Annotated in this window: 18 protein-coding genes and 1 pseudogene; 13 read left to right on the top strand and 6 right to left on the bottom strand. The window is 38.7% G+C overall.

What is annotated here, in order from left to right; genetic code table 11:
* The first annotated feature begins 55 nt into the window (after positions 1–55).
* The 7 genes and pseudogenes from ACHZEU_RS02575 to ACHZEU_RS02545 all read left to right on the top strand — a co-directional run bounded on the left by ACHZEU_RS02575 (position 56) and on the right by ACHZEU_RS02545 (position 6,107).
* Positions 56–430, top strand: a complete 375-nt coding sequence (locus tag ACHZEU_RS02575; protein WP_279494901.1) for a hypothetical protein — start codon at positions 56–58, stop codon at positions 428–430.
* A gap of 8 nt (positions 431–438) precedes the next feature.
* Positions 439–942 (top strand): NUDIX domain-containing protein, encoded by a 504-nt coding sequence (locus tag ACHZEU_RS02570; RefSeq protein WP_279494902.1) that lies wholly within the window; start codon positions 439–441, stop codon positions 940–942.
* Between the two features lie 69 nt (positions 943–1,011).
* Positions 1,012–1,566, top strand: a complete 555-nt coding sequence (locus ACHZEU_RS02565; RefSeq protein WP_279494903.1) for a hypothetical protein — start codon at positions 1,012–1,014, stop codon at positions 1,564–1,566.
* Between the two features lie 232 nt (positions 1,567–1,798).
* Entirely contained in the window at positions 1,799–2,368 is a 570-nt protein-coding gene (locus ACHZEU_RS02560; protein WP_279494904.1) for a group-specific protein, read from the top strand.
* A 519-nt stretch (positions 2,369–2,887) separates the two neighbouring features.
* Positions 2,888–3,265 carry a GNAT family N-acetyltransferase gene (locus tag ACHZEU_RS02555; protein ID WP_404803978.1) on the top strand — a complete coding sequence of 126 codons (378 nt, stop codon included), beginning with the start codon at positions 2,888–2,890 and terminating at the stop codon, positions 3,263–3,265.
* 120 nt (positions 3,266–3,385) lie between these two features.
* Positions 3,386–4,043: pseudogene (locus tag ACHZEU_RS02550) on the top strand (DUF2306 domain-containing protein).
* Between the two features lie 219 nt (positions 4,044–4,262).
* Positions 4,263–6,107 carry an exosporium protein gene (locus ACHZEU_RS02545; protein WP_404803977.1) on the top strand — a complete coding sequence of 615 codons (1,845 nt, stop codon included), beginning with the start codon at positions 4,263–4,265 and terminating at the stop codon, positions 6,105–6,107.
* Between the two features lie 35 nt (positions 6,108–6,142).
* Here the strand turns inward: ACHZEU_RS02545 and ACHZEU_RS02540 are convergent, their stop codons facing one another.
* Entirely contained in the window at positions 6,143–6,841 is a 699-nt protein-coding gene (locus tag ACHZEU_RS02540; RefSeq protein WP_048392970.1) for a DUF421 domain-containing protein, read from the bottom strand.
* A 160-nt stretch (positions 6,842–7,001) separates the two neighbouring features.
* On the opposite strand from ACHZEU_RS02540, the gene ACHZEU_RS02535 reads away from it, so the two are divergent.
* Positions 7,002–8,021: a serine hydrolase domain-containing protein gene (locus tag ACHZEU_RS02535; protein ID WP_404803976.1), complete on the top strand. Its 1,020-nt coding sequence runs from the start codon at positions 7,002–7,004 to the stop codon at positions 8,019–8,021.
* 52 nt (positions 8,022–8,073) lie between these two features.
* On the opposite strand, the gene ACHZEU_RS02530 is transcribed toward ACHZEU_RS02535, so the two are convergent.
* On the bottom strand, positions 8,074–8,751 hold the full coding sequence (locus ACHZEU_RS02530) for a hypothetical protein (protein ID WP_231595642.1): 678 nt from the start codon (positions 8,749–8,751) through the stop codon (positions 8,074–8,076).
* A 134-nt stretch (positions 8,752–8,885) separates the two neighbouring features.
* Between ACHZEU_RS02530 and ACHZEU_RS02525 the strand changes: the two genes are divergently transcribed.
* The gene (locus tag ACHZEU_RS02525) at positions 8,886–9,359 is read left to right on the top strand and encodes a hypothetical protein (RefSeq protein WP_257961030.1); all 474 of its coding nucleotides are present in this window, start codon (positions 8,886–8,888) and stop codon (positions 9,357–9,359) included.
* Between the two features lie 431 nt (positions 9,360–9,790).
* Here the strand turns inward: ACHZEU_RS02525 and ACHZEU_RS02520 are convergent, their stop codons facing one another.
* Complete coding sequence (locus tag ACHZEU_RS02520) at positions 9,791–10,096, bottom strand: hypothetical protein (RefSeq protein ID WP_404803975.1); 306 nt, start codon at positions 10,094–10,096, stop codon at positions 9,791–9,793.
* Positions 10,097–10,378: 282 nt separating this feature from the next.
* Here ACHZEU_RS02520 and ACHZEU_RS02515 point away from each other — a divergent pair, with 282 nt between their 5' ends.
* Complete coding sequence (locus ACHZEU_RS02515; RefSeq protein ID WP_404803974.1) at positions 10,379–10,903, top strand: GNAT family N-acetyltransferase; 525 nt, start codon at positions 10,379–10,381, stop codon at positions 10,901–10,903.
* 32 nt (positions 10,904–10,935) lie between these two features.
* Here the strand turns inward: ACHZEU_RS02515 and ACHZEU_RS02510 are convergent, their stop codons facing one another.
* The gene (locus ACHZEU_RS02510; protein ID WP_115673552.1) at positions 10,936–12,093 is read right to left on the bottom strand and encodes a Ger(x)C family spore germination protein; all 1,158 of its coding nucleotides are present in this window, start codon (positions 12,091–12,093) and stop codon (positions 10,936–10,938) included.
* A 156-nt stretch (positions 12,094–12,249) separates the two neighbouring features.
* Between ACHZEU_RS02510 and ACHZEU_RS02505 the strand changes: the two genes are divergently transcribed.
* Positions 12,250–12,705, top strand: a complete 456-nt coding sequence (locus ACHZEU_RS02505; protein ID WP_404803973.1) for a PhzF family phenazine biosynthesis protein — start codon at positions 12,250–12,252, stop codon at positions 12,703–12,705.
* A 48-nt stretch (positions 12,706–12,753) separates the two neighbouring features.
* Entirely contained in the window at positions 12,754–13,044 is a 291-nt protein-coding gene (locus ACHZEU_RS02500) for a PhzF family phenazine biosynthesis protein (protein ID WP_404803972.1), read from the top strand.
* 275 nt (positions 13,045–13,319) lie between these two features.
* Here ACHZEU_RS02500 and ACHZEU_RS02495 read toward each other — a convergent pair whose 3' ends face one another.
* Positions 13,320–14,699 carry an MATE family efflux transporter gene (locus ACHZEU_RS02495; protein ID WP_288583122.1) on the bottom strand — a complete coding sequence of 460 codons (1,380 nt, stop codon included), beginning with the start codon at positions 14,697–14,699 and terminating at the stop codon, positions 13,320–13,322.
* 17 nt (positions 14,700–14,716) lie between these two features.
* The gene (locus tag ACHZEU_RS02490) at positions 14,717–15,196 is read right to left on the bottom strand and encodes a DUF6530 family protein (protein WP_016994140.1); all 480 of its coding nucleotides are present in this window, start codon (positions 15,194–15,196) and stop codon (positions 14,717–14,719) included.
* A gap of 243 nt (positions 15,197–15,439) precedes the next feature.
* Between ACHZEU_RS02490 and ACHZEU_RS02485 the strand changes: the two genes are divergently transcribed.
* Positions 15,440–17,071 carry a diguanylate cyclase gene (locus ACHZEU_RS02485; RefSeq protein ID WP_404803971.1) on the top strand — a complete coding sequence of 544 codons (1,632 nt, stop codon included), beginning with the start codon at positions 15,440–15,442 and terminating at the stop codon, positions 17,069–17,071.
* Positions 17,072–17,080: the final 9 nt, after the last annotated feature.

The raw sequence follows: 17,080 nt of genomic DNA, 5'->3' as shown, positions 1-17,080 counted from the left end.
TTTACAGATAAATTTTAGCAGCCGATTCTTAACCAGACAAGGAGGAGGGTGAACTTTGAAAAAAATAGGTTTACTAATAGCAGCTCTTTTCGTAGTAAGTGGGGTCTTTATTGATAGCAATAAATTATTATACCCTCCTTTGCCAATCGATTCCCTTACACCAAAGGAAGCTATACAAAAATTAAATGCATCCCCCTTTGATTTAGTGGCGCTCTCCAATGATAAGAAGGCAACTTGGTACCTCGCAGCCATTTCAGCTAGGGGCATACAGAAGGTGGACGAGGACATTCAGCAAATGATGGCTAATGAAGGATGGGCATTTCTTGAAAAAGAGGGGAGCGGGTTATTTTTCGAAAAAAATGGGGAACGTTCTATTGTGACAACGGAAATGTGGACGAAGCAGTATGTGCTTGTTCAAATTCAGAAATGAGGTGCTCTATGGAAGTCTGGGATCTCTATGATAAAAATCTCCAAAAAACACATAAGCGTCATGTACGTGGGACAGCATTAGCAGCTGAAGATTACCATATCGTTGTGCACGTATGGATTCGCAATAACAAGGGAGAATTCCTTTTAACAAAAAGCCATCCCAATAAACATTATCCTCATTTATGGGAATGTCCAGGAGGCTCTATAGTAACGGGTGAAAGCAGTTTGGACGGGGCTATTCGTGAGGTAGAAGAGGAAATAGGGATATCATTATTGAGGACCAATGGACAATTAGTAAAGAGTGAACGACGTGATTGTTTCAATGATTTTTATGACGTTTGGTTATTTGAGCAAAGCTTTGAAATTAGTGACACAAAACTTCAGGAGGAGGAAGTGACAGCAGTTCAATGGGTCACAAAGCTAGAGCTTGAAAAGATGCTTCACGCGAATAACGTAGTACCGACACTTCGCTACTTTACGTCCATTTTTAACGATAAGACTACGCCATGTTAGTGTTATGTCAGCATAATTCTGATTCTGTAGGTTAACCTATATCTAAATAGGTTAGAGGAGCGGTAAAATGTGACTAAGCGTATTCTTATTGGACTAGCTTTATTTACGTATGTTTCCACTTTTAATTTGGTTTTTGCAAAGGACAGTGATTCGCCACAACCTCTTGAAGAATTTCTTCCTGAAATCGGCTATAAAACAGTAGAAATAGCCGTAAAAGAGTTCGAACACCACTATAATAAAGAGCTGAAGCTACCCCTACGAGTACCGCCAATCAGCTTTACGCATCACTTTGGAAGGTTTAGTGATTTAGAAGGAGAAATGAATGATCAGCTGGAGGTGGTAATGATCAGTGATCAATTGCCACAAAATCATTTCAAAATCAAGGTTCGACCAGTTCAGCATAAAATGTCATTTGAAAAATATAAAATAGATGTATTTAAGTTGAAAAATGGCAGTGAGGCAGCCTATATTGAAAATCCACGAATTGGTTTTCATTTACTCGTGTTTGAAAGAGACAATTGGCAATATGTCTTTAGTATTGATCGAGATGTGGCAGATCAAGTAACGGCTGAAGTCTTGATTGATATTGCTAATTCAATTGATTATCCAAAGCAAAAGTATTAGCCCCTCTAATTTTTATTCTTACTGTTCAGTTCCTCTCGTAATTTCTTTAGTTCCTCCGTTTGCTCCAAAATAGAATTGTTAACTCGTCTAATCGAATCATATATAGCAAAAATCCCCGCAAAAATAAGAATGATAACTAATAATTCCATTGTGCACCTACTTTCTATTTATACAATGATTGTAACAGGAATTTCTAAATGTTCGAAGAATTAGTTAGGTGGAGGTGCTTGTCATGCAGAGATATGTTTATCATATGGTTCCAAGGGAAATGGTGGGTCATGAGCTCATGCCACTAAATAGGTTAGGGGCATTATTTCCACATTTATATGAACGATATTCGAAAAAATATTTTGATCATCCTGAGAGACCGAAATTATTCATGAAAGAAATTCCTCACTTAAATTGCTTGTGGAATGATGTTGTTCATTTCCTACCAATCCATCCTAGTCATCTATATAAGGCTTTAACAGAGCTTGGTATTGAAACGAGAGAAAGCCTAATGTTTTATCAAATTCCAATCCAAAAACTAGCGGTTAATCGTAATGCGATGTACCTGTATTCCAAGGAACACTATAAAGGGCCAGCAGGGGCAATTGCTGCAGAGGATATAAAACTACTGTCGTTACCTGATTATAGAGAACTAGAACAGCTACCATCAGCAACTGTAGACTATTTCCAAACGGAGAAAGAAAAAGGGAAGAACTTTGGGCTTTTTGCGTATATTCCGCATCTCTTCAGCTTAGGCAATGTCAACGTAGATGAAGCGGAAATCATTACATGGAATCACTTCAATCCTAGCTGAGGTGGAAAAAGAAATAGGGTATGCCGAGTAGTTGGCTACCCTTAAATGTCATAATTTCTTCCTCCTACTCATTAGCTATGATTTCTATTAGACTGTCGAAATACTAGTTGAAGCAAATAGACAATCAATCGAAAAATGAGTAGATAAATAAAAGCTTCAATCAAGCTTGTTGCTAGTATCATTACATAACGACCGAAATCTTCTAACTCATGAAAAGTATATGTTTGTATGTGCCAATCAAAAAATAATGCTTTGTAACTCGTCCCCAAAAAGATGGGTATGAAAAGTAGCCAATAAAAGGGCGGTAAACTAAATTTATAGCCTTTAACCAGCAAGGGACTCCCCTCCTCAACTTTTAAGTGATCATAACATAAAAGATAATGTTTTAGTATATTATGGAAGTATCAAAGTATTATTTACAAATATAGTAATTTAAAGGTATTATTAGTAAGTTAAAATGAACCGCAAGAAAGGTATAATTCCATGAAAATGATCCATTCAAGCAAGATTCAACCCGAAGTGAAAACATTATTATCCTATGCTACTTCCGAAAAGAAAGTGGATAGGGAATATCCATTGTATATCGAAAATCCTGAAAGAGTGTTGTATGGCTATACCATCGAGCAAGATTTAGTCGGTTGTATAGGAATCGTTAAAGGAGAGGAAAATCGCTGTGAAATTAAACATATTGCCGTATCGCCCGTTTTTCGTGGAAAAGGCATTGGACGTGAGATGATTCGGTATGTAGAAGAACATCATGCTTTTTCTTCCATTTATGCAGAAACAGATCAAGACGCAGTGATTTTTTATAAAAATCTCGGCTTTCACATTACAAGTTTAGGAGAAAAATACCCTGGAGTGGAGCGTTTTGGCTGTCTATTAACCTGCACTACCTAATGGTCAATTCGTTGTACTGTCGATAAACGTCCACTTATATGCTTTTTACGCCCTGTTATTTGTCTGTGTTAAAAGATCGGAGATTTGAATGGTACGCTAACATATAAAGGAGCTATAAAAATGAAACAAAAATTGTGGTGGATTGTTTGTGGCTTGGCATTGTTCATAGCAGGCTATTCGGTTGTTCAATATTTACTATTCGATGCACGGCAGGCGGGATTTGTTCAATTAAAGCTTATGCTTAGTGCAACATTGCATTCATTTTGGTATATCATGCTCTATATACATATGGTATTCGGTATATTAGCCCTCGTCATTGGTCCTTTTACGTTGTCATCTAAGTTACGAGAGAAAAATGTGAAACGCCATAGACTACTAGGCAATATCTATATAGTTAGTATTTTGTTTGGTGGGCTTGGCAGGACTTTATTTAGCGCTGAACGCAACAGGGGGATGGGTAGCACAGCTAGGCTTTGATTTATTAGCCATAGGGTGGCTCTTCATCATGTTTCAAGCGCTGGTCCATATTAAAAAAAGAAATATCCAAGGCCATCAGAAATGGATGCTAAGAAATTATGCTTTAACCTTCGCAGCTGTCACATTGCGAATTTGACTCCCTTTGTTTACGGTAGTATTTGGCTTTGATAATTTTGAGTATAGTTATGCCTCTATCGCTTGGCTATGCTGGGTGCCAAATTTAATAGTGATGGAATGGTATATCCAGCATAAACTACCTAAATTTGCAGCTTACCGAGAAATGGCAAAGACAAATGAATAAGGTTGAAACATATTATTGAGCATTGGGTTCTACATGGCCTAATGTTCTTTTTATTTTAAGATACATAGTTAATTCATTCTAATATTCTAGGTACATTAATTATCTCAATAAGTAGACTTTTGAATATGATAAAAAGGGACAGGAGGTGAAGTCGCATTGAGGTTTAGTTACAATCGTAATTTTGATAATTTTAAATGTGATGCAAAATGTAATTATCCAATGAAATATAAATGTAATGAATTTGGGTGTAATGGCTACCCATATGTTTATGGTATTGAGGATCCAATCGGTGTAACAGGAGCAACAGGAGCTACTGGTGCTACAGGAGCACAAGGTCCCCCAGGAGCACCAGGACCTCAAGGAGTAGCAGGAGTAACGGGAGCAACAGGTCCACAGGGAGAAATGGGTCTCCAAGGAGTAGCAGGAGTAACGGGAGCAACGGGTCCACAGGGAGAAATAGGACCTCAAGGGGTAGCAGGAGTAACGGGAGCAACGGGTTCACAGGGAGAAATAGGCCCTCAAGGAGTAGCAGGAGTAACGGGAGCAACGGGTCCACTGGGAGAAATGGGTCTCCAAGGAGTAGCAGGAGTAACGGGAGCATCAGGTCCGCAGGGAGAAATAGGCCCTCAGGGAGTAGCAGGAGTGACGGGGGCAACAGGTCCACAGGGAGAAATAGGCCCTCAGGGAGTAGCTGGAGTGACGGGGGCAACAGGTCCACAGGGAGAAATGGGTCTCCAAGGAGTAGCAGGAGTAACGGGAGCAACGGGTTCACAGGGAGAAATGGGTCTCCAAGGAGTAACGGGGGCAACAGGTCCGCAGGGAGAAATAGGCCCTCAGGGAGTAGCAGGAGTGACGGGGGCAACAGGTCCACAGGGAGAAATGGGTCTCCAAGGAGTAGCAGGAGTAACGGGAGCAACGGGTCCACAGGGAGAAATAGGACCTCAAGGAGTAGCAGGAGTAACGGGAGCAACGGGTCCACAGGGAGAAATGGGTCTCCAAGGAGTAGCAGGAGTAACGGGGGCAACCGGTCCGCAGGGAGAAATGGGTCTCCAAGGAGTAGCAGGAGTAACGGGTCCACAGGGAATAATAGGGGCCACTGGACTTCGAGGACTTGCGGGAATAACAGGAGCAACAGGAGCCCAAGGCGTAACAGGAAGCACAGGAGCGACTGGTTCACAGGGAATAACAGGGGCGACAGGAGTCCAAGGCGTAACCGGGAGTACAGGAGCAACAAGTTCACAGGGGATAACAGGGGCAACAGGAGCCCAAGGAGTAACAGGAAGCACAGGAGCAACAGGTTCACAGGGAATAACAGGGGCGACAGGAGTCCAAGGCGTAACAGGAAGTACAGGAGCAACAGGTTCACAGGGAATAACAGGGGCGACAGGAGTCCAAGGCGTAACAGGAAGTACAGGARCAACAGGTTCACAGGGAATAACAGGRGCGACAGGAGTCCAAGGCGTAACAGGAAGTACAGGAGCAACAGGTTCACAGGGAATAACAGGRGCGACAGGAGTCCAAGGCGTAACAGGGAGTACAGGAGCAACAGGTTCACAGGGAATAACAGGGGCAACAGGAGTCCAAGGCGTAACAGGAAGCACAGGAGCGACTGGCGCAAGAGGGACTACAGGTGTTACTGGAACAACAGGTCCAAGTGGTTCAGGTTTGATGGAAGTTTTCCTCTCTACAGATCAATCAGTTGGTAATAATGATTTTCTTGGTACTGGTAATTCGTCAGCTTCATTCGTGAGAAGTTCAATTGTTATTCCTGAAAATGCTACAATTAGAAGCTTAACATTGAATATTCGCGACCATGCTTTAAGTGCAGGTCAAACGGCTTCAGCACAAATATTTATCAGCACAAATTGCGGATTTACTAGCGTTGCTACAGGTATCATTGCGAGCGTATCAGGACCAAATTCATCTACAACACCCAATTGTTGTGCAAAAGTGATTGCAAATTACCCAGTTAATAGTTGTACACTTCTTTCTGTACAAGTAAGTACAACGGGAGGAGCATTTTCAAACGGTGTTTCAGCAACGATACTTTTTAATACAGTTTAATTACGCGTTTTAATTTGTGAGTTTTTGAGGGGAAGTTAATAAGGAAAGATATGCAATTTATTATTCTGGTTGATTGTTGCTAATAGGACATCCTTTACATCAATGTTATAAGTTGATAGTTGGTCTTTTAACCAACTCTCGGTTAGCGTTGTTTTATTCAACTCATGGTAATCAATTTTTCCCTCTTTAATAAGAACCGTGGGAAGAAAAAAAGGATTAGACTGTACACTTATATCTGCTCGTGTTGGTGTTTGGTAGGGTGTATGCAAAAAACTAGAGATCGATCCGTCTGGTTCCCATAAAGCGAGTGCTACATTTTGAACTTCTTCAATTTTTTCTTTTCTTAACTCTGATAAAAGTAAATCAACAGATATTCTAGCCTTTTGTAAGTTGGCGCTAATAATTTGCCCATTTTTAATCAGGGGAATCGGCGGGGAGTCTATCAAATGACGAAAGGCAACCCATTTTAGGCTCAAAAAAACACCGATGAGGTAGAGCGCAACTAAAACGGCCATGGTAATCATGGAACCCTTCATTCCTAACCCTTCATCAGATAAGGGATGTGCGATAATATTCCCAAGTGTGATAGCCATTGCAAAATCCAGCATTCTTAACTGAGAAATAGAGCGCTGTCCCATAATTTTTGTTGCGAAAAGTAGGAAGAAAAAAGCGACAATGGCTCGGAGAATCCATTGAATAGCAGTAAGTGATTCTTGACTATGAAAAAATTCCACAGCGACACATCTCCTTTTTTCTTATTGTTTCCTTCCGTTACATGATTATGCGGATCTTCTGGATTGAAACGAAATAGACTTGTAAAAATATGTTCAAAACGATATTGTTAAAATAAAAAAACTATTATTTAGTAATTTTAAGAAAATCAGGAGAATATCTATGCAAACAAAATTACAAAATATTCTTATCGACATACAAGAGAAGGTTAATTTTTCAGGAACGGTGCTAGTGGAAAATCAGGAGAAGGTTGCCTTAGTCAGCCAAAGTTTTGGCTATGCGAATCGCTCAGAACAAATCGACAATCATGCCAAAACTCGTTTTGGCATTGCCTCTGGCTKTAAAATTTTTACTGCAGTCGCTMTTTGTCAGCTTATTGAAAAAGGGAAGCTAGCATTTGATACGAAATTATGCGATTGTTTGCCTCAACTATTTAAGCACTTTGATAAGCAAGTAACCATCGCTCATCTGCTAACACATACGTCAGGAATACCCGATTATTTTGATGAGGAAGAAATGGAGAATTTTGAAGCGTTATGGGTTGAAAATCCGATGTACCAGCTTCGAACATTGAGAGATTTTTTACCATTATTTCAGAATCGTCCAATGAAGTATAAAGTTGGTGAGCGATTTCACTATAATAATGCAGGATATATTGTATTAGGGTTAATTGTAGAGCATGCAACTGGTATGGATTTTTCCGCTTACATTCAACAACATCTTTTCGATCGGGTGAATATGACGGAATCAGGCTATTTTTCGTTAGATTCTTTGCCAGCTAATACAGCATTAGGGTACATAGACAACCCAGATGGAACTTGGAAAACAAATATCTATTCTTTACCTGTAAAAGGGGGTTCTGATGGGGGAGCATTCGTAACAGGGAAGGATATGGCAAAGTTCTGGAGTGCACTTATGAATTTCGAACTTTTAAATGAAGAGTTAACGAATCAACTGTTAATGCCTCATGTCGAACTGAATGAAAATGATTGTTATGGCTATGGTGTATGGATTAAGAAGAATAGTGAACAAGCAATACTGAAATACCATGTGATGGGGTATGATCCTGGCGTGTGCTTCCATTCAGCCTATTATCCTGCTTCTTCCATCAAAGTTGTCGTATGTTCCAATAAATCTAAGGGCGCTCTTGATATGATGAAAGGAATAGAGGCTATCCTATAAAAGAATAAGGCTTGTCTGTGAAAAAGATTACAGGCAAGCCTATTGCTAGTTATTAAGTAATGCCACCATGTATATTACAATAATACTCGATCTCAATAATATGAGGTGAGGATACACCATTATATGAATAGTAACCACCGATTGCAATATTGTAAGCACTGCCATGATCTTTAATGGAAGGGTCATACCCCGTTTGCGTCCAGTAGCCTTTACCCTGTTCAATTTTAGAAGACAAGGAATGCATAACCGAAAATAACTGTCTTCCACCAGGAATGTCCATGCTTAGTTGGGTGTCAAATGAACCATCAACACGAATGATTGTTCGATGTGCCCCCATATGTAATTCAACGAATTTTGGTACTTTAACTGGAGAAAAAACTTCCTTATTATCGGCCACGACATAAGAAGTGTCTATTCTGCCTTTTAACATGTCTTCAAAATCTTTTAATTCAAGCCAATAATTTGCTGAAAATGTTGTAATGGGATCTAGCTTAAAGCCTGTACCATACTCTTCATTTAGTTTATTGACAATAGCCGAATATTCTTTATAGTAGTATTCTTTCTGTGGTAGCGTTAAAACTAATGGAACAGGTGCCATGACAGATTCCATTGCTATTATTTGTTTATCTACTGATGTAGATAGTGGTGAGGCTGCTTTGTCATCCTTTTCACAGCCTGTTAGGAAGATGGCTCCTACTACAATGCTTGTCACCAAATATCTTTTCAACACCTTCACCTCCCAAAAATGAATAAAATCTATTATACCATACATAAATATGTATAATTTCGTTTTTTTGGTAAAATGATAATTTCCTAGTATATTGTAGAGAGAACAACGATTAAGCAAGTGTAAGGGGCGGTATAGTGGCAATTTTAAAAGATGATTCGAGTCATCCGAGTTGTGAGGTAGAGCTAGATATTTTAATGGTGAACGAGGAAAGTGTAAAGTTTCGTATTGAATTTCGCTTTGGGCCAGCTTTCCCAGCGATAAATACTGAGATTTATTGTTTAAAAAGAGATTTCCTTCAATTATTAGAAGACATAACACAATTGGAGCCTGCTTATTTAAGTATGCTGGAGCCGCATGATCCTGGCCTATGCATCTATCATATCCCTCATTATGGTGAATATTTTTTTCCTGGATACGGTATCTTTCAAATTCCTGAAGAGGAGAGAGAGGAAGCAGAGCAACGTTATAAATTAGTGTTTGTACTAGATGCTTATGAGAAGAATCATCATGGTGCAAGAGAATGTGGGCCTGCATTATGTATTATTGTGACGATGGAACAAATCCGAGTCTTCATTACCACTTTGCGAGAACAAGTAATGAAATTCTAAAGTAAAAGGTGATACAACGGTCATTTATCCTCTTCTAAAACGATGCTAGAGGATACGTTGAGAAGAGGACACGTTGAACGATCACATACCTGATCAATTTGTTTTTTTGTTTCATCGCTAGGTAATTGCTCATTCACCCCTAATTGTTCAAATGAAATGTTTCCTGAATTTGAGTTGTTTCTTTTTCTAGCTCAAGAGTGATTGCTGCCGTCATATTTAGTATATCTAATTGGCTTGCAGGGCGCTTGAATTTTTTCTGTCTAGCTCAAATAGCATTGTTTTCTTTAGGTGTAAGATCTCGTTCAGAAATATTTTTTCCTCCTCTCCAATTCATTGTTTGTCAAAAGGTAATGTAACAAGTATGAAATTTATAAAGTATTTTTGTTGAAATTTAGTATAAGCTTTTGTACATGTAGGTGTAATAGTCACCATTAAGGAGCAGTATACTTCTGTTTTCTTCTCTTCTTTTGCTTATAGGTAAGATAAGAAGTTTTTAAGGAGGCATAACTTCCAATTGCTGCATAGCCATAAAACCAGCCCATGAATAGTCCTGCAAGATGATTATGTCGGTGGCTGATGAAAATAGAAATGAATAAGCCGACAACTAGTGCAATGGTTGGAACCCAAAAAGGCTTTATATGACACATTTTCTTAATGAGTTGGGTAATCATCATAACTACAGGGACTGCAACGACGGCATCCCAAAAATTTGTATGTATGAGTGGAAAGTGTTCCATTCAGTTCACCTCTCATTGACTATTTTGAACTTATTGTGAACATATAGGGAAGTTTTATACAGTAGTGTAGTGTGCAACATTGGGGATTTGTAGAGAGAGTGTATAGATAGCTCTGGTAGACTTACTCTGTCGGGATGCACAAGCAAACTAACACGCACAAAAAGGGTAGGACAACTAGCCTTGTCCTTTTAACAAAGTGGCATCAAATGGAAATAGGGATTGCAATAGCTAGTTGACAAATGTAAAATTTGATTAATAAATCTACAATAAAAGAGGTATATGATGTTTCCAATTTTACATACTGAACGATTAGTGTTAAGGGAATTGACGAGTTCTGATGGACAAGTTCTTCTTGCGTGCTTTTCGAATCCTGAAGTTTTGCGCCATTATGGACAACAACCTTTAACCAGCTTAGTTCAAGTGCAGCAAATCATTCAAAATTTTGCCAACAATTTTGCCGAAAAACGTGGTATTAAATGGGGCATTGCATTAAAGGATCAAGAAGGAATTATTGGTACAATCGGCTTTCAAGAGTGGTCAATAGAGCATCGAAGAGCGGAAATCAGCTACGCCCTTTTTCCTGACTATTGGGGAAATGGCTATGCTCAGGAAGCTGTTAAACGAGCTATTTCCTATGGTTTTGAAGAAATGGATTTAGTACGTATTGGAGCCATTGTATTTAAAGAAAATGAAGCTTCCAATCTACTATTGCAAAAAATAGGCTTCGAACAAGAAGGATTATTAAAAAAATATATGCATCAACATAATGTGCCCCATGATACTTATATATACTCACTTATAAAATAATAGGGAGACCAGATTCCTATGAGGACATCTGGTCATTTTTTTATTGTTTCTGTAAAAGTTTTTCGACCTGGATTGATTTTGGCTACATCCACATCAATTTTACTAATTGAATCCTCTGATAATGGGATTTTTCCATCTTTCTCAAGCTTTTTCCAAGCCTTGACGTTATCGCGGTAGAGATATTCTGACAATCGATAGATATCCACATCTAATTTTAGACCTTCTTTATAGGTTTCCTGAATTTCCTTTTTCACTTCTTTTACAATAAGCTCTCTCAGCTCCTGTTCGGTTACTTTTCCTTTAAAACCATTGATGGTCGCATTGATTCTCAATTTGACTTCAAATGTAACAGCCTCTTGTTTGACAAGTGGTTCCACATCGACATGTATTTTCTCAATACTAACCGTTAGTTCTTCCTGGTCACTTGTGTTTAATTGAAAGGTAATCTCCCCGCGATTAGTATAGTTATGCATCCATTGACTGCCGCGAGCCGCAGTGTCTTGCACGAACCCCTTAAAGCCATCTTTCGATAGGACACCAACCCCTGAAAAATAGGTTTCCTCAACTTGCTCCTCATCTGTTTCCCAATCGTCTTTAATGGACACATAAGGAATTGTTACTTCATAACTTGGCTCATTTAAGCCAATGACAACATCTCTTAAGTCTTTTGGTTCGATAAATGTTTCTTGTTCTGTTGGGTTGATTGGGTTACTTAATTTTGATGAGGATAACGAATTTCTTAAGATTGGTGTGACAAGCAATATATCTTCAACTGGGTTTTTTGTACAATACACCCAGATTTGATACCTAGTATCACGAAAGCGTATGAATGTATCGATGACAGGAATAATGTGTTCATTTTCCATAGCCTGCTCTGAAAAAATCATATATCGCATATGCCCCCAAAAAATTTCTTGATCCGAGGAGCGATATAATTTGTAAATTGCCTCTTCTATTGTTTTACCAGTGGCACGTCCTACTTCAGCAGGCGCCACCGTTGCGCTAGGTTGTATAGATTTCGCGACATCAGCGAAATTAATCACTTGTAAATAGACAATATACTCGTCGTTTTCGTAGTCTACACCTACTGCATTTATATAGTACATTCTTTGCGGCTCCGTAATATCCCAGCATCCTGCGAGTAATGTCGTCAATCCGATGATCAATAAAAATTTGAAATAAGTTTTCATGGTTTCTCCACTCGAATTGCTCTTCAGTTGTATTTTATAGTGTTAGCTTAGACAAAAGATGGCTTTTTTATAAAGTGCTAGCTGAGGAAATAGTATTTGGAAAATTATATCCAATGAAACAATTTTCAGGTATGATGAGGCAAGGAGGGGAGAACGGTGACTAGTATTTCATATTGGCTAATTAATACATTTACGAATGAGCTATATAAAGGGAATCCTGCAGCAATATGTCTATTAGATGAAGAAGTTTCTGAGGAGACCATGCAAAAAATTGCACAGGAGATACCTGTCCCGACAACAGCCTTTATTGAAAAAAGACAGGTTGAATTTACGCTGAAATGGTTTACGCCAAATAGGCAAATACCCATTTGTGGTCACGGCAMCCTTGCTAGTGCCTTTGTCCTTTGGCAACAAGGAATTGTTCCAAAGGAGCACACAATTACATTTCATACAGCAAGTGGTCCTTTACATGCCAAGTGGCAACATGAACGAGTGGAAATCGCCATCAAAACGTATCCAATTGCTGAAATGGAATGTCCTTCAGCATTGGAGGACTGGTTAGGATGTAAGCCCATCTTTGTAGGGAGGACCGAATTGGATTATATCGTGTAAGTAGGCAATGAAGACCTAATTGTACAGTTTGAACCTGACTTTTCTGCGATGAAGCAGTTTCCTGTTCGAGGTATATGCCTAACTAGTCAATCGAAGGAAGAAGACATCGATATCGTATCTCGCTTTTTTTCTCCAGCACAAGGCATTGATGAGGATCAGGTAAATGGATCAAGTCATGGCGCACTAGGCCCTTATTGGTGTGAGAAATTATCTAAACAACAGCTTGTCAGCAAGCAGCTTTCTAAACGTGGAGGTGTAATCTATGTGGCCCCTCATCACAACAAGGTATTGATTGCAGGCGCAGCAGTTACAGCATTGCAAGGAGAATTAAACATCTAGATACGGTTTAGAAGGAGATTTGTATTCAAAGTATACAGTTCGTTTTCTATATTTCGCCTTATTTTGGTAACTGCTAAAAAGCGAGAAAAAAATTCGAAATTGGTTGTAACCTTTTTCAATGTTAAACGACTACTCTATTAGTAGAATACAAAAGAACTAAAGCAAGTAGTAACATTCACTTTTCACAAAATGACCAGGGCTCAATTTTGAGTGCCTGGTTATTTTGTTGCCATAATAAAAAGAGGGCACGCACATATGGCATGCCCTCTTCCATTTTATTCGCTCAGCATAGCTTTTAATGTTCGTTTTTGCCAGCCTAGCTTGAAGTATGCATATTGCATAATGAAGTGGACGCAGAAGGTGATTGGATAGGCTAACCAAACGCCATTTAGTTCTAGTGACGTATGGTGAGATAATAGGAACGCTAATGGTACCTGTACAACCCAAATCGTAATGACTAAGAAGATAGTTGGCCATAATACGACACCAGTGGCACGCATTGTAGCAGAAACAGTTTGTGTGTGTCCGAAAATTAAATAGCTCCAAAAGGCGATATATAAATAATTCTTGGCAATAAGCACAGTCTCATGTGAATCGATAAAGAAAGCCAAAATAGGCTCTGCAAACAGATACATAATGAGTATGATCGCGCCACCTAGAAGATAATTAATGCGCACACCCATTTGACGGATTTTTTTAATCATCTCTGTAGAATTAGCCCCTAACGCCTGTGCTACAAAGACAGATGTTGCAATGGCAATACTCATTGCTGGGACTTGTGCATAGCTAGCTACCTGATTGACAACGCCATAAGCGGCAGTAGCATCCGAACCATAGCCATTCACAAAGCCAATAACGGCAATTTCGGCTACTGAAATGGCAACCATGCTAATACTGGATGGAATGGCTAGCTTTAATAAGGACGTTAAAATATCTTTCTTTAATTTAAAATGCTGTAAGATTGTTTTATCAAAACGTAGTAAATGCTTTGTCTTATGCAAATAGGCTAACAACAGAATCATTGTCACCAGGTTTGATAACACAGAAGCATAGGCAGCCCCATTTAAGCCGAACGCAGGCAACCCCAACCATCCGAATACTAAAGGGGGGAGGAAGGCGATATTTAACACAACACTAATTACTAAGAATAGAAAAGGTGTTTTGGAATCGCCGACTCCTCGCATAAAGGTTGTATACACCAAATACCAAAACATAATTGGTAACGTGAAGAAAAGTATTTGGGCATAACTAATACTCATGTCTAAAATATTCGCAGGTGTCTGCATAAAACGTAAAATCCATTCGATGAAAAAGCCACCAAAAATCGCGACAGCGATGGATAAAATAGTTGTAAAGGCGAGTGTTACACCAACAACCTCTTTCATTTTGGCATGATTACCAGCCCCAAATGTTTGCCCGACTAAAATAGAGCTTCCTGAACCAATGCCAATTGCAAAGGCCATTAAAAAGAAGAAAAATGGAAAAAATGCCGAAATGGCTGCTAGGGCATCGACCCCTAAATTGCGTCCGACGATAAACATAGCAAAAACTTGGCCAACAGATTGCAGCACGTTCGCTAGCATCACGGGAATTAAGAAATTAAAAAAAGCTTTGCGTAGCTGTTGATCATCCTGTAACATTTGTTCGTTCATCATTAAGTTCCTCTTGAGTTTTAATAACCCATTTCTTTTAAGATTCTTGAAAGTGTGCGTAGGCGTTCACCAATTAGCTCACCATCATTATTAAGTGCTTGCTGAAAAAGCTGAATATCCTCTTTAATCTGTTCATTTTCTGTGCAAACTTCCACTGTCATGGCATCTCCCTGTAAGCCTACACGATTAATTACAGGGTTTTCTTCATCATATAAATGCTCATGACGATAAGCCTCCTTAAAATAAAGTTCCGTTTCACACACTAAAATAGCGAGATCAAGTACGCGGTGTAGGGGAAGTTCTTCTGATTGGCGAGACCACTTGCCACCTGTATGCCGCCAAACCTTCGCAGAAATATCAACCTTTCCTCGATCATTCCATTGTGCCAGACCAAGGGAAAGCCCTTGTGCATCTGTTTGATAAGCCGTGCGCCCATCAATATTGGCATAATTTTCTGCCACGATGACAGGTTTATGTTTTAAATGTGTTGGAATTTTCATGTATCTGTACTCCTTATCATTTCGAATTTAGTAATTTAGTAAATTACTGCTTTAGTAAATTTAGCATTAAACGCTTCTATAAGTCAATCGAAAAGAGCAAAGTTAGAACCCTTTCTTTTAAGACCAGCTAAGATAGGCTTAAGAGTAAGGGATTCATTACAATAAACGTTCAAAATCTGCCGTGGTTTTTACAAAATAGTAAGTTATAATTTATAGAAGTATGATTGATTGGAGAGAAATAGGATGGAAACAGCTAAATATCACCGAATGGTTTATACACGTATATGTGAAAATTTACAAAAATGGGATAATAGTGACTTTGTTAGAGAAGACGAGCTCTATTCATTTTTACATACGTTAAAAGGCACCGCTGGATCAATCGGTTTACATGAATTAACGTCGATTGCTCGTGAAAAGCTAGAGCTTTTGAATGAAGATAGTAACAAGCAATGGACCCAATCAGAATGGAAAAAGTTTCTTGCTCCATTTATTGAAAGTGTCCATTTTTATAAAGAAAATGATTCAATGACACAACATATGGAACATCCTACAACCATCATTAAAAATCCAGCAAAACAAGATTTTATTCTGATAATAGATGATGATGTTGTATTTATTTCCTATTTAAAAAATGTTTTAGAGAAAAAGGGCTACTCTGTCATTGCAGCTCATAATGGTAAACGAGGATTAGCGTTAATTTATGAATTGCAACCATCCATCGTATTTCTAGATATCATGCTTCCAGATTCTAATGGCTTTTCTATTTTAGACAATATTAAAAAGACGAAAAAAGAGCTTATGTTTGTGACAGTGATTAGTAGTAATGATTGTAAAGAAAATCGTATTCGCACATTGGAGATGGGTGCTATGGATTTTATGGCAAAGCCCATTGATGAAGAGCTATTAATCGCTTATGTTTCCAATCGCTTAGCCTATAAAAGAGAATTAGAACAGGCTATCGTCATTGACGAATTAACCCAAATTTATAATCGTAAATTTATGGAATCGCAAATGAAGCTTTTCATTAAACACCATCAGCAAAACAAAGAACATTTTTCAATTGCGATGATCGATTTAGATTATTTTAAAAAAGTAAATGATACATATGGTCACCTAGTGGGGGATGAGGTGCTTAAGGGTTTCGCTTCATTGGTGAAGGAGCTAAAAGGAGCTGAAGAAATTGCTTGTCGCTATGGTGGAGAAGAATTTGTAATTTTAATGCCTCGTACAACTAAAAAAGAGGCATTTATTTTTATTGAAAAACTTCGTACCTCCATGGAGAAAAAGACATTTACAGCAAATGGAACTAGCTTCCATGTTACATTTTCGAGTGGAATTGCGGAAGCCACTTCTACCAATTTACATCCTAAAAAGATGCTAGAAGAGGCAGATCAAGCACTTTATACGGCCAAGCAATTAGGGAGAAATCAAACGATCATCTTTGATAATGTAGCTGCTGTGGAGAAAAGAAAGGTGAAAATTAAGATCGTTGTCATTGATGATGTGTATATTATTCGTGATCTGATTACCAATCATTTTAAGCATTTGGAGGAAAATGACGATTATAGGATTGAAACATTATCATTTCCTGATGGCATTAGTTTTCTGGAATCCAATTGGTATGACCCTGCATGCAAATACATTATCTTATTAGATTGGATATTGCCGCAAATGGACGGCATCGAGGTGCTGAGTAAGATAAGAGAGCAGCATGCTTCAAGTAATGTAATCGTCTCCATGCTAACTTCACGTGTGGGGGAAGAATACGTCATGAAGGCTTTCATTAATGGGGCGGATGATTATATTGTGAAGCCGTTTAATGTGGCTGAAGTATCGGAACGTATTGTTCGTTTAATTCATCAAATGTTTCTTTAATGGGAAAGG

The sequence above is a fragment of the Lysinibacillus sp. S1 genome (genome assembly GCF_044986265.1).
GTDB lineage: Bacteria > Bacillota > Bacilli > Bacillales_A > Planococcaceae > Lysinibacillus > Lysinibacillus capsici.
The sequence above is the reverse complement of the archived record's forward strand: the minus strand, read 5'-3'. Positions and strand labels throughout refer to the sequence as shown.

Excerpts from the sequence above, each read along its gene's own strand:
- ACHZEU_RS02570 (WP_279494902.1), top strand. The coding sequence starts at position 439 with ATGGAAGTCTGGGATCTCTATGATAAAAATCTCCAAAAAACACATAAG.
- ACHZEU_RS02560 (WP_279494904.1), top strand. The coding sequence starts at position 1,799 with ATGCAGAGATATGTTTATCATATGGTTCCAAGGGAAATGGTGGGTCAT.
- ACHZEU_RS02520 (WP_404803975.1), bottom strand. The coding sequence starts at position 10,096 with ATGGAACACTTTCCACTCATACATACAAATTTTTGGGATGCCGTCGTT.
- ACHZEU_RS02515 (WP_404803974.1), top strand. The coding sequence starts at position 10,379 with ATGTTTCCAATTTTACATACTGAACGATTAGTGTTAAGGGAATTGACG.
- ACHZEU_RS02510 (WP_115673552.1), bottom strand. The coding sequence starts at position 12,093 with ATGAAAACTTATTTCAAATTTTTATTGATCATCGGATTGACGACATTA.
- ACHZEU_RS02500 (WP_404803972.1), top strand. The coding sequence starts at position 12,754 with ATGAAGCAGTTTCCTGTTCGAGGTATATGCCTAACTAGTCAATCGAAG.
- ACHZEU_RS02495 (WP_288583122.1), bottom strand. The coding sequence starts at position 14,699 with ATGATGAACGAACAAATGTTACAGGATGATCAACAGCTACGCAAAGCT.
- ACHZEU_RS02490 (WP_016994140.1), bottom strand. The coding sequence starts at position 15,196 with ATGAAAATTCCAACACATTTAAAACATAAACCTGTCATCGTGGCAGAA.
- ACHZEU_RS02485 (WP_404803971.1), top strand. The coding sequence starts at position 15,440 with ATGGAAACAGCTAAATATCACCGAATGGTTTATACACGTATATGTGAA.